Here is a 25,026-nt window from a genome sequence, read left to right as displayed (position 1 = left end):
CAACAAATGGAAGTTCGAACGAGATTTGCCCCATCCCCTACAGGTTTTTTACATATTGGCGGAGCAAGAACAGCACTTTTCAATTATTTATATGCAAAAGCACGAGGTGGTTCTTTTATCTTGAGGATTGAAGATACAGATCAGGAGCGATCTACCAAAGAGTCCGAAAGAATGATTTTAGATGCTTTGAAGTGGTTGGGGATTCAAGCCGATGAAGGACCCGAGGAAGGTGGAAAATACGGACCATATCGTCAATCAGAGAGACTGCACATTTACAAGAAATACACAGATTACTTATTGGAGAAGCAATTAGCTTATCGCTGTTTTTGCTCTCCTGAGGAACTCGAGGCAAAGCAAGAGCGTTCAAAACGCTTAGGGATCCCTCATGTGTATGATGGTAAATGCAGAAATTTGTCAGCATCAGAAATTGAAGAAAAAATCAAAAAAGGAATACCCTACGCAATCCGCTTCAAAGTAGACCCAAAAGAAATTGTTGTAGAAGATATCGTTCAAGGGAAAGTCAAGTTTGATTCGCGTTTAATTGGAGATTTTATCATAGTAAAATCAGATGGTTTTCCTTCATATAATTACGCTGTAGTGATTGATGATTTCGAAATGAAAATTACTCATGTGATTCGTGGTGTGGGGCACTTATCGAATACTCCAAGACAAATTTTAATTCACGAAGCTTTTGGTTTTCCATTACCTAAATATGCTCATATTTCTGAAATCGTTGGAACTGACAAAAAGAAATTATCCAAGCGAAGAGGGGCTACATCTGTAATGTTTTTCAAAGAGCTGGGATATTTGCCAGAAGCAATGGTGAACTATATGGCACTTTTGGGGTGGTATCCTGAGGATGGCGTTGAATTCATGCCTGATGGAGAGATCATGAAAAAGTTCGATATTTATCGTTGTTCGAAAAGTCCAGCGATGTTTGATTTCTTCTTGATCGAATCCATCGAAAAGTCCGAGAAATCAGATACGAAAGAGGAGACTGACGAAAGCTCTGAGTTTTCGTCCCAATCTATTCAAGAAATGACACTTGAAGAAATTAAGCAAATCATCAACCCCAAAACCAAACTCAACTGGATGAATCAAAAATACATTCGCCATTTCAGTTCTGACAAAATTTTTGAACTATCAAAAGAATTTCTACTTCGTAATGAGGAATTGAAACTTCAGCTCGAAGAAAACGAAGAAAAAATTAAACAAATCTTCCAACGCATCAAAGATTATTTAGTTACATTAGATGAAGCGGTTTTGTATATAAAAGAACTCTTAAGCGACCAATTGGAACTTACAGAAGAAGCCTCCCAAGAATTAGAAGAATTAGAAAAGCAATTCCCCAATACTTCAGAACTTATTGAGGTGTTCTTGACTTTGCTTAATCAAACTACGCCAAAATCAGAAGATGACTACAAACTACTCATAAAAAAATGTGGAGAACAAACCCAAAGAAAGGGAAAATTCCTATATATGCCAATACGAATTTATACAACTGGGAAAACTCATGGAATGGAACTCCCGATTTTGTTCACTCTATTAGGAAAAGAACGTATTTTCGAACGAGTTGTATCTTTGAAAAAATTAGTTAAGACTTAAACTTTGAAAATAAAAAAAGAAATATCATCTCGAATTTTGCGGTTTTTTCGGAACTCGGACCAACTTTTTAATAATATTTTTTTATTTTTTTGGACGTCCTTTCCAAATTTATTAAGAACATCAGGCAAAATTTCCATGAACATAATTTTTTCATCATTCAGTTGTTCAGTTAACCCATCGCTACAAGAAAATACAATATCTCCTTCTTTTAGTTTGTAAGAAACTGGTTCAATGACTGTGTTTTCAAACAAACCAAGAAAAACAGCTTCATTCGATTTGGTTTCTGATTTCAATGCATAAACTTTATGATTCCTTTTAAGCCAAAGCATTCCATGACCATAATCATAAACAGTCATAACTTTATTCTTTTTGTTAACTAAGATAAACACACCAGTAGCATAAAGTTCTTTTGACGTTGATATTGCTACTTCATCATTCAAATCTTGCAAGGCTTTATAAAAATTTCGATAACTTATATTATTTTTCCTGATAAAATCTTGTATAATTTTATTCAAAATAGAAATGATTACCAAAATCATTGATGCCGCTTTCAATCCCTTTCCACATACATCAATCAGAACAACTAAAGAATAATTATCGTCGATTTCATATTTATAAACGTAATCCCCCCCAGGACCTAACAAAAGACGCAAGAAATCTGTATATTCTAATTGTTTCTCTATCCTTTTGTGGTGTTGTTCATAAAAATTCATTAATGAAAGTTGAGATTCTTTGACAGCTTCCAAGTCACGTTTTATGAAGGTATTCATTCCCAGAAGAACATTATCAACGGTTGAGATACCAAAAAATTTTCTATCTAACGTCACAACAAAGGGATCAAACCGTATCTGAGGAGGACGACTCATTAAGATTTCGCTAGCTTCTGTCAAGGAAGAATAAGCATTCAAACATATGACATTTTGATTGTAAAGATTTTTGATTGTAACATCTTTTCTAAACAATAATTCCCGATTAAATGTATTTTCACTGATTAATGATAAAAATGATTTTCTTGTAAAATAGCCTTTAATCCAACCATTTTCATTCACGATGGGAAGAAAATCCAACTTAGGATGGTGATGAAAAATCTCATAAATCACACTTGTATTGGTTGTCTCAAGTGGCAACCTTGAATAATCATAACCTGTTAATGATTTTAACTTTGGGATTGTTAAACAAACCTTCCCAACTTCATTAGCAGAAAAGATTGGGGATTGAATTTCTTTTATCTCAAGAAATGCTGAAGGATCAATTAAATCTTCTTTTTGTTCTTCAATAACTAACACTTCATCAATTTCAAACTGTCCATCAGTTTCGTTTTTAATAGTTTCGTTGATGAATGTTTCCATAAAAAATATATAATAAAAAACATTGTTTCAAGATTTTTACAATAAAGTAAATTATTTAAATAAAATAAATTTCTTACTTTAGAGTATCCAATTTTTAATATGCAAAATGTTAAAATGTTATTTACACGAACACCAAGATTTATTACTATAGTTCAATTCCAATTAAGAATATGATTACAAAAGATTGAGGGTTCTCAATACATTGAATATCATCAATATAGGTGACAATTATTGTCAAAAATAATAATTCGTAAAACCAACTTAGTAATCAAGGTAATCAAAGTAATCAAGTGAAAACATAAAGACAAATCAAACATTGCGATGAAAAGAAAGTCCAAATGTTTCAGAATTTAGGTTTTAAGTCTAAGTTGTATTTTCTCAAATAACTCATTCTAATAATTCATATCATAATCTTTAAACAATTTGATTAGTTTTCCGTGCTTTAGTATTTCTTTTTCTATTAAATCTGGCTGTTTTTTCAAAACGAAAGGATGAAACTTTAAAATCACTTCTTTTGATTTTTGATTATAAATCCTAATCGGAAACATCTTAGAAAATGAACTTACAAAAAATTGATTCATTTTTCTTTTAAAGAAATTAGCTCTTTTCGAAAATACATAAATAGCAAAAGGCTTATGATTTTGATTTTTCTTTAAAAAAATATCAAGAACCTCAAGGAATAGATGAGGAGTTTCTGGGTTTTCAGAAGCATCTACATAAATGATTTTTCCAGAACTTTTATAAATACCCGTATAAATTGAGTAATTATAATCATTATGGTTATGAATCTTAAGTCTTTGTGTATTTGATAAATCAGAAAATTCAATATTCGAAGAAACCGATTCGCTACCTTCGACGATAATTATCTCCAAATAATGCAAGTTTTTTGAGGATAAGTAATTATACCAAGATATTAACTTTTGGCGTGCCAAATCCAAATCGGATGGTAGAATCAAAATAACGCTTAATTTGGTTTCGTTTCCCGTCGGATTCTTATGGAATTTCTTTTTTGCGATAACAAAATAATTGGACTTTAAACCTACAGGAATAAAAGAAAATAAATATAAAAAAATTCTTGGTAAAAAACTTTTGATATGAAAATATCCATCTTCATAATAAACTTGTTCTATACTATACAACTGTGCCAAAAAAATGATTTCAAATCCAGCTATGTGAAAGGTATTTTTGATCTTTTTTTTGTTCCAATATTTTTTTGATAAATGCGCGATTGCAATGCCACCAGGTAAGATAGTTTGAATATATGATGATAATATTTGAATAGATTTTGGTGAGTGTTCAATGTCTATAAATAGCCCATCTAAACTTGATGCAGGTGCAAGTTCTACAGGTATAGGAACTATATGTTCTGGGAAAATTCTTTCCCACCCTATATAACCTTGGATATATCCACACCTCTTTGACCATTCTGGTAAAAGATCGCTGAATAATCTTTTATATAATTCAGTTCTATAGTTCATAGATAAATCAATACACCAAATTTTTATTTAAAAAGTCGATACTTTTTTGATATTTTAAAAAACTAAAAACTCACACTTTCGTTATTTCGACTATTCTGTCTTGTATATCCGATTTTTGTATTACTCATTATTTAACTATCGTCTCATAAAAAATATTTTACTTTCTGAGAACTTTTATTCCCAAAAGCGACTAAGATATGAAAATTTTAAACTTAAAATTTCTTGAGGGATTATTTTGATTATTAATGATTACAATCCAAGTATCGATTTTTATTCCTCTACTTTGAACCTCTCATTCAGTAAATATTCTTATGAGTCACTAATTGAGTAGCCACTGAGTTCGCACAGATTTTTATATTCTAACTAAAGAATATAATCTTTTGTTCTTTATTCTTGGTTGGTAATGTGTTGTAGCAGTCTTTTTTGTTGAAGAAATTTTCAATTCATAATCTTTCTTTTATATTTCTTATGATCTCACCCTTACTTAAATCCATCAAATACTGAAGCAAAATTGGCTTAATGTATATCCAAACCTCATAGCTATCATGAAATTGAATACCAACGAATGTCTCATCAATTTAGTAAGTCTCTAAAAACTAACTTCCTTGTTAGAAAATTTTTGATTTTTCTTTGGGTTTTGCCTCTTTTCAATGTTTACAAATTATTTGACTTTGGATTGTATAGAGCAAAATCAACTTTATGAATGTTTTATTGATTGGGTCAGGTGGTCGAGAACATGCTATCTATACGAAAATTCTGCAATCCCCTCTTCTTGAGGAAATATATGTTTATTCAGGAAATGGTGGGATACCTGAACAAAACCGATTGCGAAAAGAAGATGTTGGTGACTTATTCGAGGATAATTATCGGAAGCTGATACGATGGATTCGGGAGCACGAGATTGATTTGGTTATTGTAGGACCCGAGCAACCATTAGTCGATGGTATAGCTGATGCCATAAAAGAGTATTGTTTAGTTTTTGGACCATCTCGTGAAGGGGCTAAAATTGAAGGTTCAAAATCCTGGGCTCGTGCTTTTATGGAACGATTCGGCATACCATCAACGAAATATCAAGTATTCACTCAATCCAAAGAAGCAATTGAATATTTAGACCACATATCCCCACCTTATGTTATTAAAGCTGACGGTTTAGCTGCTGGAAAAGGTGTTACAGTTACAGAAAACAAAGAAGAAGCCATCCAAAAAATTATTCAAATAGTTGATCACAAAATTTTTGGTCCTTATCCAGTAGTAATTGAAGAATTTCTTGAGGGGAAAGAAGCTTCCGTCTTTGGATTTTGTGATGGAGAAAAAGCCATTTTAATGCAGGCTGCACGTGATTATAAAAGAGCTCACGACAACAACCAAGGTCCAAACACAGGCGGAATGGGTTCTGTTACTCCCGTTGAATATGTCGATAACCATCTGATGGAATTTATACAAAATGAAATATTCAATAAAGTGATAAAAGGATTTCAAGAACTTGGTATCAAATATCATGGTATATTATATGCGGGCTTGATGATAAAAGATAACACTGCTAGGGTTGTAGAGTTCAATTGCCGTTTTGGTGATCCTGAAATCCAAGCATTACTTCCAGTCTTAGAAGAAGACCTTTTGAAGCTTTGTTGGAATACTGCAAGTGGCACCTTATCAAAAGAACCATTGAAATTTCAAAATAAAGTCAGTATGACCGTTGTCCTCGCCGCCAATGGTTATCCAAATAACTATACGAAAAACATCCCTTTGAACAAGATTTTAGATTCAGTTCCTGAGGACATATTTATTTTTCATGCCGGTACTGAATATGACCCAACCACCAAAACTTATTATAACACAGGGGGAAGAATTCTCAACATCACATCTACAGGTAACTCCATAGAAGAAGTCAGAACAAAAATATATAGCTTTTTAGATAATTATCGTATTCCTAATACTTTTTATCGTAAAGATATAGGAATTTTATATTAAGTCTTAACTATTGGCTTTTTGACATGACAACAACCTGATTTTGAAATTTTTCTTTCCCTCGAAAGAAGAGTAAATCAAAATCTTTCTTGAACTCTAAATCAAAATCACGAAATTTCACTATCGTACTATTAGGAACATAATTAGTTTCATAGAGCTCTTCTTTCATACTTTTTGATGTTATTAATTCTACCACCAACTTGTTTTCTTGATCAGAAATTTGGAGTTGATATTCTTGGATTGATTCTTTTCCATCCCATGATTTTCCTTTCCATGTCCCAACAAAGTTTTTTATCCCTACATTACCAATACTTCTTGGTTTAATGATGGGTAGTTGAGGATTCCAGATTGCTACTACTGGCTCCGAGTTATCGGATTCTTTTCCTAATTCTGATTTACTTCGAACTACGTAAAAGAAAATTTGTGGTTCTTCGTCATGTGGAGATAGTATGAGAAGTTCTTCTTCAAAGTAATTCGAGGGATGGTGTATTTCTTTTAAAAATTGGTATTCATCTTCTTTTATGGATTTCCTAAAGATGTAATAAGATTGTGCATTATTGACATGTTCCCATTCGATACGTATTCTTTTGCCATTCGTTTGGATTTTTAGGTTCTTTGGTGATGGAAGAACTTCTCCTGTTCTGTTAATATTTGGATTTGTAAATCCTACTTCATAATTCGAATAAGGACTATTGCCTGCTGAATTGATGGCTGAGACAACGTAAATAAACTGTTCACCAGTAAGAATTTTATCAGACTTATCAATAAACTTTGATTCTTTTGTGATGTAAGGTCCATCCCATTGATTTTCTTTTGAATCAAAACGAAAAACTGCATACTCCTCTGCTCCGATGATGGGTGTCCACTCCACTTCAATTCTATCACGGTAAGTGCCTTTAGAAACTTGTGTGATTTTTGGGGCTTGTGGAGGAAAGGATTCCCCAGGAATTGAGACTTCAATAGGTTCACTCCATTCAGTAAAACTTTGATTGACTAAGGCTCGAACTCGATAAATTAAACGTTGATTTTTTTGAAACTTTCTTTCAATAAAAGAATTTGCTTTTGTTGTTATGGTTTCTTTTTGCCATTGTTTGTTCTTTTCATCCCACTTCTGTATTTGGTATGAACTTGCATTAGGAAAATCATCCCATTTGATCAGAATTTGATTTGATTTGATTTCTACGTGAACGTTTGAAATCTTTAGTGATAATTTCTTTTCTTGTTTTACATCAGCATAACCCGTTAATACTTCAGATTGATTTATGTCTGAGGTCTGATTATCAGAAATAGAATAAACTCTGTATTGATATGCAATTCCCGGCACTATCTGATAATCTTCGTAATAAGGCTTATCCACATAAGCAATCTGGCGATAATTATCGGCATTGGGATCCAAGCGTAGAATTCCATATGCCAATGCATGTGGAACTCTTTTCCATTTGAGTAATATCTTATCGGGAAACTCACCTTGAGAAACTTGTACCATCCTTGGGTTTTCTATAATTTGACCTTCTTCTTCAGGAGATGTAATATTTTGTAGCCGATAACTATCATACAAGACATATGCTTGGGGTCGAAGAAGCAACCACATTTTGTAAGTAATCCAGCCATAACCTTTATCTCCCCAAGAACTTCCCCAAGAATTTACAAGCTTGAAGGCTCCCACATGACCATTTGGTGATCGTAACTCATCATTATAACCCACTAAAACCATCGCATGTCCACCATAGCTCCTTCCTCCTTGTTGATCGTAAATAGCTGGATTTTTTAATTTGTAAAAACGATCATCGACAGTAATGCCAAAAATAATCAAATTTCCCCTTGATAATTCAGATTTAATTGCTTCCAACTGATCAAAAGGAATCAATCTGTAGCTTCTTGCTTTGTACTTTCTTGCTTCTCTGATCGCCATTTCTGATGGTTTTGAGAGATAATCTTTCTCATCATAGGGCATATATTTCCATGGAGAAACTCCCTTTTGAATCACTAAATTTAAAGCATCCACAAAATAAGCTCCGTGATCCTTGCCACCATTGATTTGATTATAAATAAAAGAAGGAGAAAAAACTTTCTCACCACTACCACCTGTAATAGGAGGATCATACTGCCACTGATTTTCTTTATATTCATAAAATGATTTTGTATAATACCCCACAGCAAATCCGATACAACTATTTTGTCTTCCTTGATGCATGATTGGTGGTAATTGATTGGACATATCGACTTGTTTTGGTAATCCCCGATGAGAAATATAAACACTTTCTGCTACGGGAATTGACTCCTCTACTTCTTGTGGAACAGGTAAAAACCCACATTTGAGTTCTTTTGGATTACATGTAGGTGATTGCACTGAAGCGGGATCAAAACTTTCTTGACTGACTTGATTTTCAATGTAAACGAAAATCAACAACACACTTATTATTATTTTATAAAATCTCACAATCATCCCTCAGAAGTAGAATTTTGCTGAGATATGATGGCTCGAATTTCTAATTCTTTTTCTTTGCTCCAAGGTTCCAAAGCAAAAGGTTCTTCTTCATAAAGTTCAAAATTCACAATTTGATTTTCCTTCACAACCGGATTCAAAAACAGAATGTATTTTCCATCTTCGGGTTTGAATTTGATTTTGTTTTCATAAGTCTCAGGATAAACATAGATATACAAAAAAAAGTTTTTTGGTATTTCTAAGTTTTGATTTTGATAGGTATTCTTTAAAATTTCTTGAGTTTCTACGAGAAAAGAAACTAAATAGGTATCTTCAAATAATCTCTTCTGCCAAACAATCTTGATGTTCCCAATCATAATAAAAGAACATTCCTTGATTCGTTCCTCAAACGAAATGAAAGGAGGAAGCCCCCAAAGGGGAAATAACAACAAAAGAAATAACCATAACTTTTTCATTTCTTCTGCTGCTTAATTGTTTGATTCAGTTGTTGGATATGCTGGGTAAGTTCTTTTAGCATTTCTTCTGTTCCCGATAAGATGAGCTCCAACTCATCTTTTTCTATGTTATAGACAATGGGAGTTTTTAAAGCCTGAGCTGATTGCTGAGGAAAACTTTCATTCGACTTTGAAAGAACGTAACTATACCATATCGCTAAAATCACTTTCAGTTGGTTTATCTCTTTGATGGGTATGGTAACCACCTTTTCTTTTTCTTGTTCTTGAATTCCTGTTAATTTCTCATTTTTTTCCATTACTCTTGAGCTTTAAAGACGATTATCTCTATTGACAAGCTGTTTTTTTATTGTAGTTTTTAAAAAATTCATCAAAATAAATGACAAATCAAAATTGAATTGACAAAAAATAAAGATAAATTAACGTTGTATTAACTTTCTAAAAATGAAAAAACAAACAAAATTATGGTATATTCTATCATTATATTAACATTTTATAGTAGTTATGATTTGAGTGGTGTTAATTATAGGATTTTTCCGAAAAAAGACCCTTTTACCGATGTTTGCTCAAGCTTTTCACACGTAAATTTAAATTTTTGCATTATAAATCAAGAATCATCATTAAGCATACTTTTTCCTTTTTGGAATTATTGGTTAATTCATCACTCCCATAAATTTGCTTATTCAAATGCCCTAATAGAAAAAATTAGTATCCACCAAATTTTTCATCTTGATGTAGCTGGTTTAGAACTTTATCCAATCTTTTCACGAGCACCACCTTAATATAAACACCACAGGACTTGTCTTCATTAAACTTAAAAGTTAAAGAAAATAACTTTCATAGTTTTGATTTTAAAAACAAGAATGAAAAAAAGGAGGAAATATGAAAACCATAAAGCTCACAACGTTAATAACAATAATATTAGTTAGTTACCACCTGATGGGACAGGAACGGGCTACCATCATCGTGAAAGGTCAGAAGAACCAAATCATTGCCGAAGAAGTAGCAGAGAGAGGTTACATAGAAGCTGGTGAGATTGTAAAAGATATTGAAGGAATGCATAGAATCCGAAGAGGTAAAGGTTCTTTGGATTATGTCATTAGAGGCTTCCAGAGGGATAACATCAATGTTTTGCCAGATGGAGAAAAAATCTACGGAGCATGCCCCAACCGAATGGATCCACCATCTTCTTTGATTAACCTACAAGACTTGGGAAGAATCGAAGTCATAAAAGGTCCTTATGATGTAAAAAATCAAGGAGGTTTAGGGGGTACTGTCTACTTAGAATCCAGAAAAATTTCTACTGGCTTAGAGAATTATCTTAAATTACAAACGGGAAGTTTCAGCGAAAATCTGGTACATTTCCGTAGTTCCTACGGCAGCGATGCCTTCAAAATAGCCGTAAGCGGCAACTATAATAGTTATCATCCTTATTTTAAGGAAGATAAGCGCTCCTTAGCTTCTTTATATCCTGATGTAGATAATCCCCTTTATATAGCACGAGTTTCGAATCCAATCGCATTCAATCAAATACAACAACAACTTTCTGGTCCAATTGATCTTGCAGGTAGAAAAGTATTTACCGAGGTTTTAAGATACGAATTTCCATATTTTTTCCAAGAAGACTTTTTACAAGCTATTCCATCAATAAATCGCTATGAGTATGATAAACGAAATGTGATGGGATTTCGTAGAGGTGCAGATTTAGAAATGGTAATTTCTCCTATCAAAAATCACGAATTCGAAATTAAAGCGGGTTATCAAGCCCGTGATAATGATATTACTCCCTACCTCTTGATGGATATGATTTGGGATGACATGAAAAAAGTCTCAGTAGCATACAAGCAAAAGAAAGTATCAGACGTAGTCGAAACCATCACTTATAAAATCTACGGAAACGAAATCCTCCATGATATGACCGATGAGTTGCGTTGTTCTTCACACGTAGTTCCTCCTGGAGCTGGAACCATTGATCCCTCAGGATGTGTAGCAAACTTTTTATCTCGTGAATATGGAATGAGGAGTTGGGCACAAAGTGGTATCCGTGGTTTGAAGGTTGAAAGTGAAATGAACCTCATGGGGAAAACTTCAATTGGTCTTGATGCTTATATTCGAAGATGGAACATCGAAACCACAATGAGAATGCCATATCCTGGGCATTTTTTAATAGAATATCCTCAACAACTACCTCCCATCAATTATGCTCAAATTGAAAGTCTTCTCAAGGGAATGATGGGACCAATGATTGAATATAATGGTCTTACAGGATCAATCGCAATGATGAATTTGAGGATGACTAATCCTGCTGTATTCTTACAACGACAGATTTTCTACCGAACACAAGCAACACTTCCCGACACAGAAGCCCAAAACATTAGCATCTATCTTGAGAATGAAGAAAAAATCTCCAAAAGACTAACCCAAAAATTCGGAATTCGTTATGACCAAATTCAAATCAAAGCTAAGAAGGACCGAAGAATAGTTTACAATTTATATTATCCTGCCTACGAACCCTTTGCTTACTTTAAGTATGTGGAATTCAATACCGAAATCCCTGATTTGAATCAAACCTTTACTGTGTTTGATGCGGAAGTTTATCTACCACCAAAACAACCTCAAAGAAAATACGGCGAAGGAAGTGGTTATATCAAATGGGATTACGAAATCAATCCTTCTTTAGTGACAAAGTTAGGTCTGGGATATGGAGTTCGCTTTCCTGATCCTCAAGAACTGTATTTTGCCGTCATACGAATGGGACGTATTACAGCTCCTGACCTCGTAGGGAATCCCACTTTGAAACCTACAAGAAATAGTCAAATTGACGTAGGATTAGAAACCAAATCACTCAACCTTAAATTTGATTTTGATTTGTTTTATAGCAAATTGGACAACTACATCGTAGTTCGAAATACACCAGATCATATTTTAGGAAACATCACACGAGATGATCCCATCTATTTCGCTGAGATCAACGGAATGAAGTTCTATCAATACATAAATCACTTGATTACCTATTCGATTGGAATACAGAGAACGAATTTAAATCCCGCTAATCCTATTGGTTCACCCCTTGGAAATCATATTTTTGGTCGATTTGGACGAACCTTCAAGCAAGTGGATGCAGTCATGTATGGTGGAGAAGCCCGCATGATATATTCCCTTACTGACAACTACATCTTGAAAGGAGGACTCTCCTACACTAGAGGTATCAACGAAACCGAAGATACCAACCTGCCCGAGATCCCACCCCTCAAAGTAAAGTTGGCGTTAGAATACCTCATGAATCGTTTCTCTGTAGAATTAGAAGGAGTTTTTGCTGACTCCCAAAAACTCGTTGATAGAAACATTGGAGAAAGAAGAACAGCAGGATGGGGAATAGCGAATTTGCGTTTCTCATACGAAATCAATCCTGATAGAAGAAATCTCATTAAACTCAATGCTGGTATCAACAATTTATTCAATCGATTGTATTATGAACACCTCTCATATTTACGAGACCTATTTGCCTCTGGGTTGCGAATTCCTGAACCTGGAAGAAGTATATATGTAAACTTAGAAATGAAATTTTAGCTATTATCCCACACCCACCCCATTTGAAAGTTTTAAAAACCAGAGGCAAGACCACTTGGGAGTCTTCGATAAAGAAGACTCCATTTTTCTTGATTAGCTCAAGCATAAAAAAAATCAAAGTTGTATGAATGAACTAATTGATTTGTTTTTTAAAGGCGGATTTTTAATGTGGCCAATGCTTTTTCAAGTAATTTTATCTTTGAGCATCTTTTTAGAAAGAATTATTTTTCTCTTTTACACATCCATCAATAAAACAAAACTTCTCGAACTTATCGAACTAATCCAATACCAAAAACTCAAAATCGACGAAATCTGGAGTCATATCGAAAGAGAATTCCCAAAGAAAACCAAAACAAACGAAACCCTAATCCTTATAAAAACCATTTTAGAAAAAAAACAAAACTCAGAACCTCAAATCCAAATCCAAGGAGAAGAACTCTTACAAAACCTGCAAAAACGAATCTCAGTGTTGGTGCTGAATGCTCAGACCGCACCGTTAATAGGACTTTTGGGAACTGTGATTGGAATGATTCAATCATTTCAAAACATTTCCTTCGAGGATGGGCAAATACAACCTGAGCGTATTGCCGAGGGTATTTGGGTCGCCATGATCACTACGGCTTTCGGGTTAATTATCGCCATCACAAGTTATGTGTTTTACTTCATCTTGGACAAAATAGTAGAAAAGCGAATCAGCATGATGAATACAGCTCTATCTCTTCGATTTTCGTTCTATGAACAAGTTTGAGTATAAAAAGAAAAGTTTCAACATCGATATAACTCCTCTTGTAGATGTGATTTTTCTTGTGATTATTTTTCTGATTTTGAATGTAGGGAAAATTCACTCTTTTTTGAATATCCAACTTCCGAAATCAGAAGTTAATCTTATTGAGGTAAAAGGGAAAATCCCCACTATATCAATTGTTTATGAAAAAAATCACTACGAAATATATTGGAACCAGCAAATCATCAGCCTCAATCAAATTTCTGAATTTTTGATTCAATCCCATACAGAAAAAATCATTTTGAAAGCTGATAAAGACGTTCCTTATGGAATTGTAGTTAGAGTTCTTTCAGAAATCAAAAAATCCAAAAGTGTAGAGCTACTATTAGAATATGAAGTGGAATAAAATTCAAAATTACATAGAAAAAAAAATCATCAAGGGTGATAGTTTTTTTTTGTTTATGGTTTTGTTTCATCTTTTGGTTCTTGGTGTTCTTTTTACAAGCAGAAATCCTAAAGATGTTTATTCCTTAGCAGGAGAAAATCGCGTCCTTTTGCCGGTTCAACTTTACGAAAAAAAAGCAACAAAAACCCAAACAGTTCCAATAATTACCTCTGAAGAAATGCCCACTACACAAACAAATTCTCAAACATCACACCAACAAGACATACAAGGTTCAGAAGGAAACCTTCAAAATCACTACGTTGCTAGGGTTCTACAAAAGATTGAAAGTAAAAAACAATACCCAAAAGTAGAATTATTTTTTGGAAGAGAAGGACATGTGAAGGTCAAAATCATCATTCATAAAAATGGACATCTGGGACAGCTCGAAGTGATTGAGGGGACAAACAACAATTTTATTCAAGAAACCCTCAACACAATCCATCGAGCATCCCCTTTTGAACCTTTCCCTGCAGAACTTCAAAACAAAGAGTTCTTGGAATTAGTGATTACTTTAAAATACTTTCTTGAATAGAAGTATCAATATAGGATTTTGTGATTTTTGCTAAAATCTCTATTCCTTTTTCGATGGTTTCTTCGGCTTGAGAAAAACTAATACGAATTGCTTTGGTTTCGTTTGCATGGGCAGAATTTCCAACAAAATAAAACTTTCCAGGCACAATAATCAGCGAATGTTTTTTTAAAATCTCATACAAATCCATGATGGGGATTTTTAACTTTGGAAATTCTACCCACACGAAAAAGGCACCTTCGGATTGGTGTATTTGAATTTCATCTGAGGAAAAATATTTTGTAAGTAATGACAATGCGAGATTTCTTCGTTTTTCATAAAATGGCTTGATGTACTGGGAACACAAATGATAAAATTCCAAATTCTCGAAGGCACCCTTCAAAACAAAGGACGCTATTCGAGATGGTGCCAAATGATGGATGGCTTGGATCCTACCAATGATGGAAATAATATCAGGATTAGCGATAACAAAGCCAGCCCTCAAACCCGGCAAACCTGTCTTCGAAAAGCTAAAAACATAAATAAAGTTTTCTGAATAAAGAAATTCTTGTTTCTTATAGACAATGCCGGGGAAGGGCTCACCATACGCAAAATCCAAAATCACAGGGATACGATAGTCATCGGCAATGGTTTTGAGAAATCTCAATTCCTCAAGAGAAAACACCTTCCCTGTTGGATTGGTAGGATTGGAAATGATCATACAGCCAATAGAACCATCGGTTTCAATTGTTTTTAAAATTTCATCTTTATCCAGTTCATAGTAAAAATGATAGTTATCGACTTGACGCCTTTTCCCCAAAGTCGATATAACAGCATCCTCTTGAATGGGTATATTTTCATAGCCAATGTATTCTGGCACTAAGGGAAAATATACTTTGAGGGTTTGTTTTAGTTGCTTACTCCAACCAGAAAAAATGTTGAGTAAAATAAAAAAAGCATTTTGGCTACCCTGCATTATGGCAATGTGATCTTCGGAAATATCCCAGGACCAAAGGTGATTAAAGAAACCTGCCAGCTCTTTTCGAAACTCAACATTTCCTAATGGTGAGTCATAAATCCCAATGGATTGAAAGAAATCCTTTTTGTTTTCTAAAAAAAGTTTAAATTTTTTATAAAAATATTCCTGTATTTCGGCAATAAATCCCGGATTTCCACCTCCCAACATGTAAATATTGGGATTCTGATTAAGAGCTTGATCTAAATCTTCCATTAAAAGAAAAATCCCAGAATCATTTTGATACAAAGAACCAAAATCAGATAAATGAAACCTCATAGTCTATAAGTAAAATTTCCAACAAATTTCCTTATGAAAAGTAAAAAACAATTCAAAATATAATCAAATCAGCCTTATTAAAAACTTGGTTATCAAAGTTAAACCTTTGTAAAATACATTACGTCTCTGAACGATTTTATACTTCCTCCGTTTGTAATTTTTTCTCTTGACTTAGCTTGATAACTCTTAAAATTAGTTTATGTTAATCCAAAAAAAAATCGTTCCCCTTTTGGTTCCAGACATCGGAGAGCCTGATAAGATTGAACTGGTTCAATGGAACATAAAAGAAGGTGATATAGTCAAAGAAGGACAAGAACTCTGTGAACTTGTGACCTCCAAAGCTTCTTTTCCTCTTGAGTCTCCGTTCGAAGGTAGGATCATCAAAATACATAAACAAGAAGGGGAAACCGTTCAAATTGGGGAAGAATTAGCCATCATTGAAATTTCTATTTCGTCATAATTTTTATTTTGATTCTCTTTTGTCCAAATATTGAAAAAGTTTTTCTATATACTCGGGGTTTTTGAGGATTTCTTTTCGGATTAGTTCGTCCAAAAGTTGATTTTGATTTTGTAGTTTCTCATGAATTTGCCTTAAGTAGGATTCTTTTTCGTGAATTGTTAATTCTCCTTTTCCGATGAATTCTTCAACAATTTTCGTTAACCTTTCGGTATTTAGAAATTCTGTTCCAATCCCACCTTGGATGAGTCGACTCAAAAAGTTTGCCAAATTACTTTTAAGTTCTCGAATGAGGGAATAAAAAAGAAATTTGGTAAAATCATCATTTTTGTTTTTAGATGCCAGCTTCATGAAGGTTTGAGCTAAAACCTTTGATGTGATGTCCTTTCCTGTTTTGTTATCAATGACTACGATCTCTTCACCATGAAGTATATACTCTACAATTTTATCCAAGGTGATGATTTTACTGGTTTGAACATCGTATAGCCTTCGATTACTGTATTTCTTTATTATTAACATTCGAAAATGAGTTATAACTTGAGATAATTCTTTCTAATATTAGCTATTCCAACTATGAATATGAGCTGAATCCTTTTCGGAATGAAAGTGGAATAGTTCAGATTTGTATAAAACCTCATTATTACTAAAAAAATCATCAAAACTCCCTTGGTAAAGCAAATTATATTTAGGATGCAATATCCATAAATGATCACAAATTTCTTTTGAAAGCTCAAAATTATGAGTAGTAAATAAAATTGTGCTTTTGCTTTGTTTGATTACATCCACAAGAACCCCCGTGTGGATAGGGTCTAAATTGTCAAATGGTTCATCCAATAACAACAAATCAGCCTCCAACATAAACAAAGAAGTTAATACCACTCTTTTTTTTTGCCCACTACTCAAAAAAAGAGGATTTTCATTCAGAAGTTCTTGAACTTGAAAACGCTCACTCCAAATTTCTAATCTTCTTTGAATTTCAACTTTGGAATAATCCAAGATTTTCAAAGTGAATATCAAATCATCAATCACTTTAAAATGGAACAGCATAAATTCGAAATTTTGGAACAAAAGTGCACAACGCTTTCGGAATTCAAGATGAAACTCTTTGTTTTTTAGTCTTTGCTTTGTAATTTTTTGTTGATCAAAAAAATATTCTCCTTCTTGAGGAAATAAGATTCCATTCAAAATCTTTAATAATGTTGATTTTCCTGAACCATTGACTCCCATCAAAGCAATCTTTTGACCAGGTTGTATAGAAAATTCTAAATGATGAAAAATGGGATTTTGTGAATTTTTATAAAAAAACTTTATCTTTTGAACTTGAACTATAGGTTGAGTCATAAGAATAAAAAACTCCTCGAGATTCTAATATTTGCGAAATTTCTTCTATTTCTTTAGAAAATTTTATAAATAAATTTATTAAAAAATTGCTATAAAATAAAAGATTTTCTTTGATTCCTGAAAGTTTATAACCTCTACTTTTTAAAATTTCAGGATATTCCTTAATAACTCTTGAATAATGAAAAATTACGCTTATAGCAATACTAAAAAAAATAATCAAATCTTTTGAAAAACTCAACACATCAAAAAAAGAAAAACGCTCAAAAAACCAAAAAGAAAACAAATAAATATTCATCACTCTCAATTGAAAAAGGAGATAAAACTCCCACAAAAAAATTCTTTCATAAAGGTATTTCACAACAACATACGAAAAAACCGTAATTTGGGTTATGATCAAAATGAATATCCATTTCATCCAGAAATTCTTTTGATTTAACTTTTTTTTATTCAAAAAAATCAAAATCAAAAACAATAGAAAAGCAATCTGCCAATCCTGTATCAACGACAATAAAACAACTCCCACAAGAAAAACTAAAAGAATCATTTCTGATAGAATTCTAATTTTTTTGCAAACTTCATAAATAAATTCGAAACTACTGATTCCAAAACCATAATTGGTAAATGAGAAATCAACATTGCCGAAAAAACAACAGGGAAACGAAAAGGAAAATACAATGGATTTCCATCTTTTCCTTTTGCGATATCTGGCTGTATTCCTAAAACAAAACTGGTAAATAAAACCACCAAAAAAATCGAAACAAAATTTAAAAGAATGATTAAAAAAGTCTGAGGAAGAATATTTTTCAACGTCTTATCAAGAAAATAAACTGAAAGAGGACCCAAAAATCCCATCGCAAAGGTATTTAATGGCAATGACGTAACCCCACCCATACCCAAAAGAGTCGCCTGCAAAAGAAAAACTACTGTGTAAATCAAATATGTTTTGATCACACCAAAAAGTAAAGTCGTTATGACTATTCCTAAAAGATGAACTGTGGTTCCTCCAATAATGGGAAACTGAATTGAGGTCAAAATAAAAACAAAACCTGAACTGAGGGCTAAACGAGGAAGCTCATCCGGACGGACACTTTTCGAAAATCTCTTTATTGAGTAAATCCATATTGGAAGATTGATTGCATATAGACTTAAATAAGTTTGAGGCGATAAAAATCCGTCCGGAACATGCATATCTTTATATGATAAACGACAACGATAAAATCAATCGGTATTTCTCAGTTCCTTCCGCACCTTGATATAAATGTTTTTCTAAAATCTTGTATTCCCAGAGAATATCTCTTACATCAAGGGGAGTTCCATCGATGACTTCCCGCAAGGTTCGAATTATGTAAATTTCAGTTAAGTTTGGTTGATTAGGATTTGAATAAACTGGAAATTTCACTCCTAATCCCAAACTCATTTTTCTAAAATAAACCCTAAAACCAGGGGTTAGATACAAAACCTCTGTTCCACTAGGTTCTTCACCAAGCCCTAATGTAGATAAAACGACATCGCCTATATTCGAAGGCGGAATAAAACTTGTTTGTTCAATTCCTACTAAGGTTTCTTCGAGTTTCCATGGAGGGATTTTACTGAAAGTTATTTGTTGAAGGATTAATTCTTGATTGATGGGTGTTGAAGTTTGATTTGCTATAAATTGTAGAAGAGTATTTTGAGATACTCCTTTTTCTTCATCCGGTAAAATCTTTAGATAGTTGAATTCTAAAAACCCATCAAACCTCCAACTTTGTTTTTCATTGAAATAAAATCTATAAATCAATGCTAAGTTGCCTCGGAATTCATCACCAAACTTTGCTTCTATGTTATTCGCATAACGATAAGATTGAAACATTAAGTAAGAAACCTCAAAATTCCACGTTAAGGCATCATAAAACTTTGAAATCGTTCCTCCTAAGATGTAATAGGGTTTTCCAAAACCTAACGAAAATCCCGGGTCAATCTCGTTATCCACATTTTTTACGTTTGGATTTCCCGTGGGTAAACTTGTTCCTGCATACACTGAGAAATGATAATCCTGCAAATCATCTAAACTCTCTTGAGAAGGATTCCAATAAAATGTTTCGTCATACTTAAAACCTAACACAGCATAAATACTTAAATCCGCAAAACCAGAAGTATTGAATTGATTATTTTCAATAACCTTTTCGTTATAAGGAATAAAAGCATATACACTAAAATAAGAAGTAAAACCATAACCTAAACCATAAAGTAAAAATCGATTATAAGGTATTTCTTCGTCTCTTTCGGGAGTATAGGTTTTGAACACTGGTTCATCATACTTAAGCAAGAAAATAGAGGTATTTTGAGGAAGGACCCCTTGTGCAGAAGTTTCCACTGCAGCACCAGGTCCACGAATTCCCACACTACCCAGAGATGCTATACCATGATGTGCCAAAAGAGAATTATAAGTAAAAAACAGCATTAAGATTGTCAAAGATGACGAAGTTCTCTTTTTCAGAAAATAAAACACACCAATCCCCAGTAAAACCAGAATCGCTATAACACCATAGTATTCTGAATAGTTATGAGTAGAAGTTTCAATTTTTGTTGCTGTGATTTCTTTTACGTCAAATTCATAAAAAACCCCATGTCCATCTTCTCTAAAACACTGCAATCGATGTTTGCCTGTTTTTTCGGGATAAAATGCTAATTTCCCAGACTCATTTGTATAAATAACTTGAATGGTTCTATACTCATTGTTGACTAAAAACTTCATTTCACATTTTTCAAAAGCATAATAAGTTCCATCAGAAAACTGAATTTGAAAAACCTTTGAAGGTGCATCGAACATTTTAACGGAAACACTATGGGAAAATATTAAAGTTTGATGGAAAAGTAATGTAAATAAAAATAGTAAAATTTTTTTCATTTTCTCCTCCTTCTTTCTTTAATTGTGAAGTTGAAAAACTAAGCTGGCTGTGATAATTCTTTTTGGGTTATAGCCAAAATCTGTCAAAGTAGCTTTGATGACTTGTAGCCCTGCTTTCCTTAGCCGAACACGAATTATTCCTTCTTCATCCGTATTTCCCCGAACATCGTCGTAATAAGATACAGGGATATTTTTTGCTGGATTTTTTTTATAAACAATTTTGATTTGTATTTTTTCTCCTAATTTTTTTCGAAAAGGATTTTCCAGAGGTATGATCTCTAAGCTTTCAGAGAGAGGATTTGATAAGTGATCATTCCACTCTTGAATTTGCTTGAGAGTTTCAATCGATTCCCAGCTATCGAGCACATCTTGTTTTTGAATCGAAATGCGTTCAGATTGTTTTAGTCCCTCTACGGTTTGATGCCAATAAAAAGAAGTAAACTCTACCCAAAATACAGGACAGTAAGATAACTTCACAGGAGCAGAAAAATTGTTTATCTCTTCTATGGATTTTTGGGATTTGTGAACACAAGATAATCTTAGTATTTGTTCTTTCTTATAGGGTATTTCTTTTAAACTTTCTTGATGTTCCTGGTTTTTATGATTTTCTATATGTCCATATTTGAGTATCCAGTATTGAGATACGGACTCAAACCAAAGGTCATGAGATAACAATAAATCACTATCGAGAAATATTGACGTTAAGTAGAATATAAAGTAATACTTTTTCATTTAAAATATTACTAAAATCTTGAAACTATTGAAGTCAATCAAAAAAAGCTTTTATTAGTTGTGAATTGTTTAGAAATTACTTAGTTAGTGAAGGAATTTTGTAGAATGATAAAAGAACCAGAGGCAGGACCATTTGGCTGTTTTGTTTTCATTACCAGCTTAAATATATAACGTTTGGATCTTTGATTTGTTCATATACGATCTCGAACTTAGAAAATTCAGCCCCATCGATCAGTTTTGTCACTCCTAACTTAGCAGATGACACGGGGCATACATATACTTTCCCGCCTTTAGAGATAAATTCTTTTAGCATCATTCTTTGTTCACTATCAGCTGCGTTTGCATCAGCAAGCTTGACTCCTTCAGCATTTAACCATAGAGTCGTAGGGCTCCCATTTTTGAGGGACATCCTTGAAAAATTCAATGCCATGCCGGTTCTTAGTCCTTGATCTGTGCCCAAACTAACAAATACTTTTTTCATTTCTGCTTTTTTAGCATCTGTCTTGGTTTTTTCTTGAGCAGCCAGACCAAAAGGCAAAGCCAGAACCAACGTCAATACCATTATGGATTTAAGGAATTGAACTTTCACTTTTCACCTCCTTTGATGTTTAATTAAGACCAATATACTAAGTGGGGGTATATAAAAAATGAAAATTTTAAGCGTTGATAAAATTTATGCATCATTAGAAAGTAGTTTTTAAAGTAGTTTTAAATGAAAATTAAATTTTCATAATGCTAAAGTATAACTTATCTTTATCTAAAGAAATAAATACTTTGATTAAATCACGTTTTTATCTCCAAATCTTTTTAGAATCTATTTATACAAAGTCAAACTTAAACATTACTTTCGTCATCTTCAAAGAAGTTTTCAATCTGATTAATTAAATCTTCAAAGCTCTCATCTTCATGGTGATAGGAAATAAAAAATTCTTTTTTTTTCCCAGAAGTTGGATCAAAAATTGAAATGTGATACTTGCGATCTATGTTTGAAAAATTTTCATTTGCGCTTTCCATCGCTATTCCTCAAAAATGTAAAATAAATGTTAAGTATGCAAAATTTTTGATATTTTTTTCAAAAATCAACTATTTTTTATCGGAAGCGAAGAAAAAAGAGAAAAATTAATTATCTTGATGAAATAAATTCTTTTTTTATCATAAAATTTTCTTAAAATAATTTCTCTTGAAATCTATAAATAAATACAGCTTCAACATCATTTCACTCAGCAACGAGCTTATAGGCTGTCCCTATTTTGTTTTTGTTGATTTTTTGGAAAAATGCTTCATTGTTCAAAAACAAAAAATTCTTTAGAGCATCAAGCTCCATTGTTGGGAAGAAAAGAACCTCATCATTTTTTTTAATATTCAATGAAGTAATTAACTTTTTTTTACGTTTGTAATCAGGAAGAATATACACACGTCTTTTTGAAGCTCTTTTAAAAAAAGCTGAGAAGTTATAAAAAATCCCATTCATGTATCCTGTTTTGTAGAGCTCAATTAAACCAAGACGTTGGTTTTGAAGGTAATTCTGTTGAATTAGTTCTTCGACTTTTAAAATTCGATAATCAGAATAAATTAATTGATCAACAAGTCCCATCCAATATTCACTTGAATAATTTTCTCTTTCCCACGATGAAAACATTCCTACTACTTCGTGATTGGTTTCTCTCACATAACCCTTGTATATGTATTTGCTTTCAGAAAAAACAATTTTTTTAAATCGATACTTGAGCTTTTCTGCTTCATTCTTTATATTCTGTCTTGTTTGAATAAATTTTATATTGTTTAACTCATTAATGTAAACATTGCTTTCTTTTTCTCCTCCTGAGAGGAGCGACTCAAATAGAGGTCGTTCTGGCTTCCAAAGAACTATGAACAACGGAAATAGATTTCTTTCTAATAATAACTCATTAGAAAATTCCTTCTCTAATTGAACGAAAAAAACATCTTCATGATTTTTATAGTTATTTTGAACTTCTTCTTCCAGTTCTTGAATAAGCTGCATGATTTGAGCTTTTACTATATTGTATTTACTGCAAATTATAGCAAGGTGGTAATTTCGATAATCCCCTAAGAAGAGTCCTCCTGGTAATTGATTAATTTCATATTGATAAAAAAAATTTAATATTTTTTTAGGAATTTCATTTTTATGAATAAAAATCAAATCTCTTGGTCTTGCCCAATCTTGAATGACCACTGATAACGGAACTTGTTTTTGTATCCAGTTCTTTATCATGTTTTATTACTACCTCTGTAATAAGAATCGATCTGTTCAAACGCATTCTGAATTCTTTTACAAAGAGCTGCTACAATTTTTAGCGCCCATCTTGGATGGGTTCTGAAAATTCTTTCGAAGTTCTCAGGACTCAAAACTAAAATTTTACAATGCTCAATTGCTACTAAGGTCGCAGATCTGGGCTGATCATCAAACATTGCCATTTCCCCAAAAATCTCACCAGGACCGAGAGTAGTAAGAACCTTGTATTGATTAGAGGATGCCAATTTCTCTGCAACAACTACTCTTCCAGACAAAATCAAATAAACATCTTTTCCTTTATCTCCTTCTTTTAGGATAACTTGCTTAGGTTCGTAAGTCCTCCCAAACTTAAAGAACAGTTCATTAGTTATGGCTTGCTCACCTTCTAGCCCCAACTTGAGCAAATCCCATTCTTGCTTTTCCTTTTCCATGCTTCTATTTGGGTAAGTGTTTGATTCGTTGATTCGCCGTTCTTAGAATTTTACTAAGATTTCTTATGACTTTGAGAGATAGTTCCATATTTGAGATAATCAATCTTTCAAACGTAATTCGATCCATTCCAATAACCTCCACATCTGTTTTTGCTTCGGCTTCCATCAAACGAATTTTGCTATGATATATTTCCAGAAACCCAAATAACTCCCCCTCTTGCAAGAGAAACTCATCTTTTACAAGAGATGTATATTTCTTTCTTAACAATACTTGACCTTTAAGGATATAGAATACTTTTATATCTGACAAATAACTCTTCTGATCATAGATTTTTTCCCCTTTGGAAAATTTTAGAATTTTCCCATCTTGCTTTAAATCTTCTAACTGCATAAAACTTGGAAATTTCTCTCAAAACAATGTATTTTTCTTAAATCAGTAAAATAATTAAGATTTTATTTGTTCTTCTTTTAATAATCGTAATTCTCCATTTCTTACGTCATAAATCATGCCATATACATTCAATGTTGTGTTTTCTTTCTGCAAATATTCTTGAACGATACTCAACTTTTTAAAAACTTCCATCTGTTTGAGGACATTTTTCTCTGATAATTTATCTGCCACGTGTTTTTGGTTTTGCTCATTCACTTCATGCACATTTTCTTCCTGCAATAATTCTTTCTTGATGCTATTGTAGTATTCTTTGATGGGATGTAGCCAGTTTTCGAGAAACCCATAAGAACCCTTATTTTCTGCTAAACTGAGGGATGCAAAAACTCCTCCGCAGTTTGTATGCCCACAAACAATGATGTTCTTAATTTTTAAATAGTTCAAAGAAAAATAAATAATACTTAGCACACTCATATCATTAGGTGAAATTTGATTCGCGATGTTTCTATGAACAAAAATAGTTCCAGGTGGTTGATTCGTAATCACCTCTGGAGGAACTCGTGAATCAGAACAACCAATCCACAGAAACTCAGGTTTCTGACTTTCGGCTAATTGATGAAAAATCTCAGGGTGATCCTTTTGAATTTGCTGCAAAAACTTTTTGTTTCCTTCTAACAGTTTTTGTAGTGAACTCATA

The 25,026-nt window shown here is 32.9% G+C and carries 25 protein-coding genes; 8 read left to right on the top strand and 17 right to left on the bottom strand.

Annotated features, from left to right (window positions below; translation table 11 throughout):
• Window positions 1-6: 6 nt before the first annotated feature.
• Window positions 7-1,605 carry a glutamate--tRNA ligase gene (gene gltX, locus NZ853_02100; GenBank protein MCS7204469.1) on the top strand — a complete coding sequence of 533 codons (1,599 nt, stop codon included), beginning with the start codon at window positions 7-9 and terminating at the stop codon, window positions 1,603-1,605.
• On the opposite strand, the gene NZ853_02095 is transcribed toward gltX, so the two are convergent.
• On the bottom strand, window positions 1,602-2,954 hold the full coding sequence (locus NZ853_02095) for a SpoIIE family protein phosphatase (GenBank protein MCS7204468.1): 1,353 nt from the start codon (window positions 2,952-2,954) through the stop codon (window positions 1,602-1,604). The two genes, gltX and NZ853_02095, sit on opposite strands and share 4 nt — an antisense overlap.
• A gap of 392 nt (window positions 2,955-3,346) precedes the next feature.
• Entirely contained in the window at window positions 3,347-4,432 is a 1,086-nt protein-coding gene (locus NZ853_02090) for a hypothetical protein (GenBank protein ID MCS7204467.1), read from the bottom strand.
• Window positions 4,433-5,131: 699 nt separating this feature from the next.
• Between NZ853_02090 and purD the strand changes: the two genes are divergently transcribed.
• The gene (gene purD, locus NZ853_02085; GenBank protein MCS7204466.1) at window positions 5,132-6,403 is read left to right on the top strand and encodes a phosphoribosylamine--glycine ligase; all 1,272 of its coding nucleotides are present in this window, start codon (window positions 5,132-5,134) and stop codon (window positions 6,401-6,403) included.
• Window positions 6,404-6,410: 7 nt separating this feature from the next.
• On the opposite strand, the gene NZ853_02080 is transcribed toward purD, so the two are convergent.
• Genes NZ853_02080 through NZ853_02070 form a run of 3 tightly spaced genes read right to left on the bottom strand, consistent with a single transcriptional unit; the run spans window position 6,411 to window position 9,597 of the window.
• Window positions 6,411-8,840 (bottom strand): hypothetical protein, encoded by a 2,430-nt coding sequence (locus NZ853_02080; protein MCS7204465.1) that lies wholly within the window; start codon window positions 8,838-8,840, stop codon window positions 6,411-6,413.
• 2 nt (window positions 8,841-8,842) lie between these two features.
• Window positions 8,843-9,301: a hypothetical protein gene (locus NZ853_02075; GenBank protein MCS7204464.1), complete on the bottom strand. Its 459-nt coding sequence runs from the start codon at window positions 9,299-9,301 to the stop codon at window positions 8,843-8,845.
• Window positions 9,298-9,597, bottom strand: coding sequence for a hypothetical protein (locus NZ853_02070; GenBank protein ID MCS7204463.1), 300 nt, complete (start codon window positions 9,595-9,597; stop codon window positions 9,298-9,300). The genes NZ853_02075 and NZ853_02070 overlap by 4 nt, the downstream gene beginning before the upstream one ends.
• A gap of 165 nt (window positions 9,598-9,762) precedes the next feature.
• Between NZ853_02070 and NZ853_02065 the strand changes: the two genes are divergently transcribed.
• The 5 genes from NZ853_02065 (at window position 9,763) to NZ853_02045 (ending at window position 14,569) form a co-directional block, all read left to right on the top strand.
• Window positions 9,763-10,080 carry a hypothetical protein gene (locus NZ853_02065; protein MCS7204462.1) on the top strand — a complete coding sequence of 106 codons (318 nt, stop codon included), beginning with the start codon at window positions 9,763-9,765 and terminating at the stop codon, window positions 10,078-10,080.
• Window positions 10,081-10,180: 100 nt separating this feature from the next.
• Window positions 10,181-12,868: a TonB-dependent receptor gene (locus NZ853_02060; protein MCS7204461.1), complete on the top strand. Its 2,688-nt coding sequence runs from the start codon at window positions 10,181-10,183 to the stop codon at window positions 12,866-12,868.
• Between the two features lie 124 nt (window positions 12,869-12,992).
• Window positions 12,993-13,616, top strand: a complete 624-nt coding sequence (locus NZ853_02055) for a MotA/TolQ/ExbB proton channel family protein (protein ID MCS7204460.1) — start codon at window positions 12,993-12,995, stop codon at window positions 13,614-13,616.
• The gene (locus tag NZ853_02050) at window positions 13,603-13,998 is read left to right on the top strand and encodes a biopolymer transporter ExbD (GenBank protein ID MCS7204459.1); all 396 of its coding nucleotides are present in this window, start codon (window positions 13,603-13,605) and stop codon (window positions 13,996-13,998) included. The genes NZ853_02055 and NZ853_02050 overlap by 14 nt, the downstream gene beginning before the upstream one ends.
• Window positions 13,985-14,569 (top strand): energy transducer TonB, encoded by a 585-nt coding sequence (locus tag NZ853_02045; protein MCS7204458.1) that lies wholly within the window; start codon window positions 13,985-13,987, stop codon window positions 14,567-14,569. The genes NZ853_02050 and NZ853_02045 overlap by 14 nt, the downstream gene beginning before the upstream one ends.
• On the opposite strand, the gene NZ853_02040 is transcribed toward NZ853_02045, so the two are convergent.
• Window positions 14,544-15,839 carry an aminotransferase class I/II-fold pyridoxal phosphate-dependent enzyme gene (locus NZ853_02040; protein MCS7204457.1) on the bottom strand — a complete coding sequence of 432 codons (1,296 nt, stop codon included), beginning with the start codon at window positions 15,837-15,839 and terminating at the stop codon, window positions 14,544-14,546. The two genes, NZ853_02045 and NZ853_02040, sit on opposite strands and share 26 nt — an antisense overlap.
• Before the next feature lie 199 nt (window positions 15,840-16,038).
• Between NZ853_02040 and NZ853_02035 the strand changes: the two genes are divergently transcribed.
• Window positions 16,039-16,299, top strand: a complete 261-nt coding sequence (locus tag NZ853_02035; protein MCS7204456.1) for a lipoyl domain-containing protein — start codon at window positions 16,039-16,041, stop codon at window positions 16,297-16,299.
• Window positions 16,300-16,302: 3 nt separating this feature from the next.
• Here NZ853_02035 and NZ853_02030 read toward each other — a convergent pair whose 3' ends face one another.
• The 11 genes from NZ853_02030 to NZ853_01980 all read right to left on the bottom strand — a co-directional run bounded on the left by NZ853_02030 (window position 16,303) and on the right by NZ853_01980 (window position 25,025).
• Window positions 16,303-16,815 (bottom strand): polyhydroxyalkanoate synthesis regulator DNA-binding domain-containing protein, encoded by a 513-nt coding sequence (locus tag NZ853_02030; GenBank protein ID MCS7204455.1) that lies wholly within the window; start codon window positions 16,813-16,815, stop codon window positions 16,303-16,305.
• 39 nt (window positions 16,816-16,854) lie between these two features.
• Window positions 16,855-17,637: an energy-coupling factor ABC transporter ATP-binding protein gene (locus NZ853_02025; protein ID MCS7204454.1), complete on the bottom strand. Its 783-nt coding sequence runs from the start codon at window positions 17,635-17,637 to the stop codon at window positions 16,855-16,857.
• Window positions 17,591-18,181 (bottom strand): hypothetical protein, encoded by a 591-nt coding sequence (locus NZ853_02020; GenBank protein ID MCS7204453.1) that lies wholly within the window; start codon window positions 18,179-18,181, stop codon window positions 17,591-17,593. Before NZ853_02020 ends, NZ853_02025 begins: the two co-directional genes overlap by 47 nt.
• A complete protein-coding gene (locus NZ853_02015) occupies window positions 18,178-18,825 on the bottom strand; it encodes an energy-coupling factor ABC transporter permease (protein ID MCS7204452.1) in 648 nt (215 codons plus the stop codon). The genes NZ853_02020 and NZ853_02015 overlap by 4 nt, the downstream gene beginning before the upstream one ends.
• A 4-nt stretch (window positions 18,826-18,829) precedes the next feature.
• Complete coding sequence (locus tag NZ853_02010; protein ID MCS7204451.1) at window positions 18,830-20,524, bottom strand: hypothetical protein; 1,695 nt, start codon at window positions 20,522-20,524, stop codon at window positions 18,830-18,832.
• Window positions 20,525-20,542: 18 nt separating this feature from the next.
• Window positions 20,543-21,256: a DUF4198 domain-containing protein gene (locus tag NZ853_02005; GenBank protein MCS7204450.1), complete on the bottom strand. Its 714-nt coding sequence runs from the start codon at window positions 21,254-21,256 to the stop codon at window positions 20,543-20,545.
• A gap of 151 nt (window positions 21,257-21,407) precedes the next feature.
• Window positions 21,408-21,845, bottom strand: coding sequence for a DsrE family protein (locus NZ853_02000; GenBank protein ID MCS7204449.1), 438 nt, complete (start codon window positions 21,843-21,845; stop codon window positions 21,408-21,410).
• A gap of 627 nt (window positions 21,846-22,472) precedes the next feature.
• The gene (locus NZ853_01995; GenBank protein ID MCS7204448.1) at window positions 22,473-23,489 is read right to left on the bottom strand and encodes a hypothetical protein; all 1,017 of its coding nucleotides are present in this window, start codon (window positions 23,487-23,489) and stop codon (window positions 22,473-22,475) included.
• Window positions 23,486-23,941, bottom strand: coding sequence for a cyclic nucleotide-binding domain-containing protein (locus NZ853_01990; GenBank protein MCS7204447.1), 456 nt, complete (start codon window positions 23,939-23,941; stop codon window positions 23,486-23,488). The genes NZ853_01995 and NZ853_01990 overlap by 4 nt, the downstream gene beginning before the upstream one ends.
• Before the next feature lie 4 nt (window positions 23,942-23,945).
• Entirely contained in the window at window positions 23,946-24,332 is a 387-nt protein-coding gene (locus NZ853_01985) for a cyclic nucleotide-binding domain-containing protein (protein MCS7204446.1), read from the bottom strand.
• A gap of 54 nt (window positions 24,333-24,386) precedes the next feature.
• On the bottom strand, window positions 24,387-25,025 hold the full coding sequence (locus NZ853_01980; protein MCS7204445.1) for a carbonic anhydrase: 639 nt from the start codon (window positions 25,023-25,025) through the stop codon (window positions 24,387-24,389).
• Between the last annotated feature and the right edge of the window lies 1 nt (window position 25,026).

This window comes from Leptospiraceae bacterium (genome assembly GCA_025059995.1).
In the GTDB taxonomy this organism is placed as follows: Bacteria; Spirochaetota; Leptospiria; order Leptospirales; family Leptonemataceae; genus SKYB61.
Note: the sequence above shows the minus strand (reverse complement) of the source record. Positions and strands in the feature narration are given on the sequence as shown.

Coding starts and splice junctions, on each gene's coding strand:
- gltX (MCS7204469.1), top strand. CDS start 7: ATGGAAGTTCGAACGAGATTTGCCCCATCCCCTACAGGTTTTTTACAT.
- NZ853_02095 (MCS7204468.1), bottom strand. CDS start 2,954: ATGGAAACATTCATCAACGAAACTATTAAAAACGAAACTGATGGACAG.
- NZ853_02090 (MCS7204467.1), bottom strand. CDS start 4,432: ATGAACTATAGAACTGAATTATATAAAAGATTATTCAGCGATCTTTTA.
- purD (MCS7204466.1), top strand. CDS start 5,132: ATGAATGTTTTATTGATTGGGTCAGGTGGTCGAGAACATGCTATCTAT.
- NZ853_02075 (MCS7204464.1), bottom strand. CDS start 9,301: ATGAAAAAGTTATGGTTATTTCTTTTGTTGTTATTTCCCCTTTGGGGG.
- NZ853_02070 (MCS7204463.1), bottom strand. CDS start 9,597: ATGGAAAAAAATGAGAAATTAACAGGAATTCAAGAACAAGAAAAAGAA.
- NZ853_02065 (MCS7204462.1), top strand. CDS start 9,763: ATGGTATATTCTATCATTATATTAACATTTTATAGTAGTTATGATTTG.
- NZ853_02060 (MCS7204461.1), top strand. CDS start 10,181: ATGAAAACCATAAAGCTCACAACGTTAATAACAATAATATTAGTTAGT.
- NZ853_02055 (MCS7204460.1), top strand. CDS start 12,993: ATGAATGAACTAATTGATTTGTTTTTTAAAGGCGGATTTTTAATGTGG.
- NZ853_02050 (MCS7204459.1), top strand. CDS start 13,603: ATGAACAAGTTTGAGTATAAAAAGAAAAGTTTCAACATCGATATAACT.
- NZ853_02045 (MCS7204458.1), top strand. CDS start 13,985: ATGAAGTGGAATAAAATTCAAAATTACATAGAAAAAAAAATCATCAAG.
- NZ853_02040 (MCS7204457.1), bottom strand. CDS start 15,839: ATGAGGTTTCATTTATCTGATTTTGGTTCTTTGTATCAAAATGATTCT.
- NZ853_02035 (MCS7204456.1), top strand. CDS start 16,039: ATGTTAATCCAAAAAAAAATCGTTCCCCTTTTGGTTCCAGACATCGGA.
- NZ853_02030 (MCS7204455.1), bottom strand. CDS start 16,815: ATGTTAATAATAAAGAAATACAGTAATCGAAGGCTATACGATGTTCAA.
- NZ853_02025 (MCS7204454.1), bottom strand. CDS start 17,637: ATGACTCAACCTATAGTTCAAGTTCAAAAGATAAAGTTTTTTTATAAA.
- NZ853_02020 (MCS7204453.1), bottom strand. CDS start 18,181: ATGATTCTTTTAGTTTTTCTTGTGGGAGTTGTTTTATTGTCGTTGATA.
- NZ853_02015 (MCS7204452.1), bottom strand. CDS start 18,825: ATGCATGTTCCGGACGGATTTTTATCGCCTCAAACTTATTTAAGTCTA.
- NZ853_02010 (MCS7204451.1), bottom strand. CDS start 20,524: ATGAAAAAAATTTTACTATTTTTATTTACATTACTTTTCCATCAAACT.
- NZ853_02005 (MCS7204450.1), bottom strand. CDS start 21,256: ATGAAAAAGTATTACTTTATATTCTACTTAACGTCAATATTTCTCGAT.
- NZ853_01995 (MCS7204448.1), bottom strand. CDS start 23,489: ATGATAAAGAACTGGATACAAAAACAAGTTCCGTTATCAGTGGTCATT.
- NZ853_01990 (MCS7204447.1), bottom strand. CDS start 23,941: ATGGAAAAGGAAAAGCAAGAATGGGATTTGCTCAAGTTGGGGCTAGAA.
- NZ853_01985 (MCS7204446.1), bottom strand. CDS start 24,332: ATGCAGTTAGAAGATTTAAAGCAAGATGGGAAAATTCTAAAATTTTCC.
- NZ853_01980 (MCS7204445.1), bottom strand. CDS start 25,025: ATGAGTTCACTACAAAAACTGTTAGAAGGAAACAAAAAGTTTTTGCAG.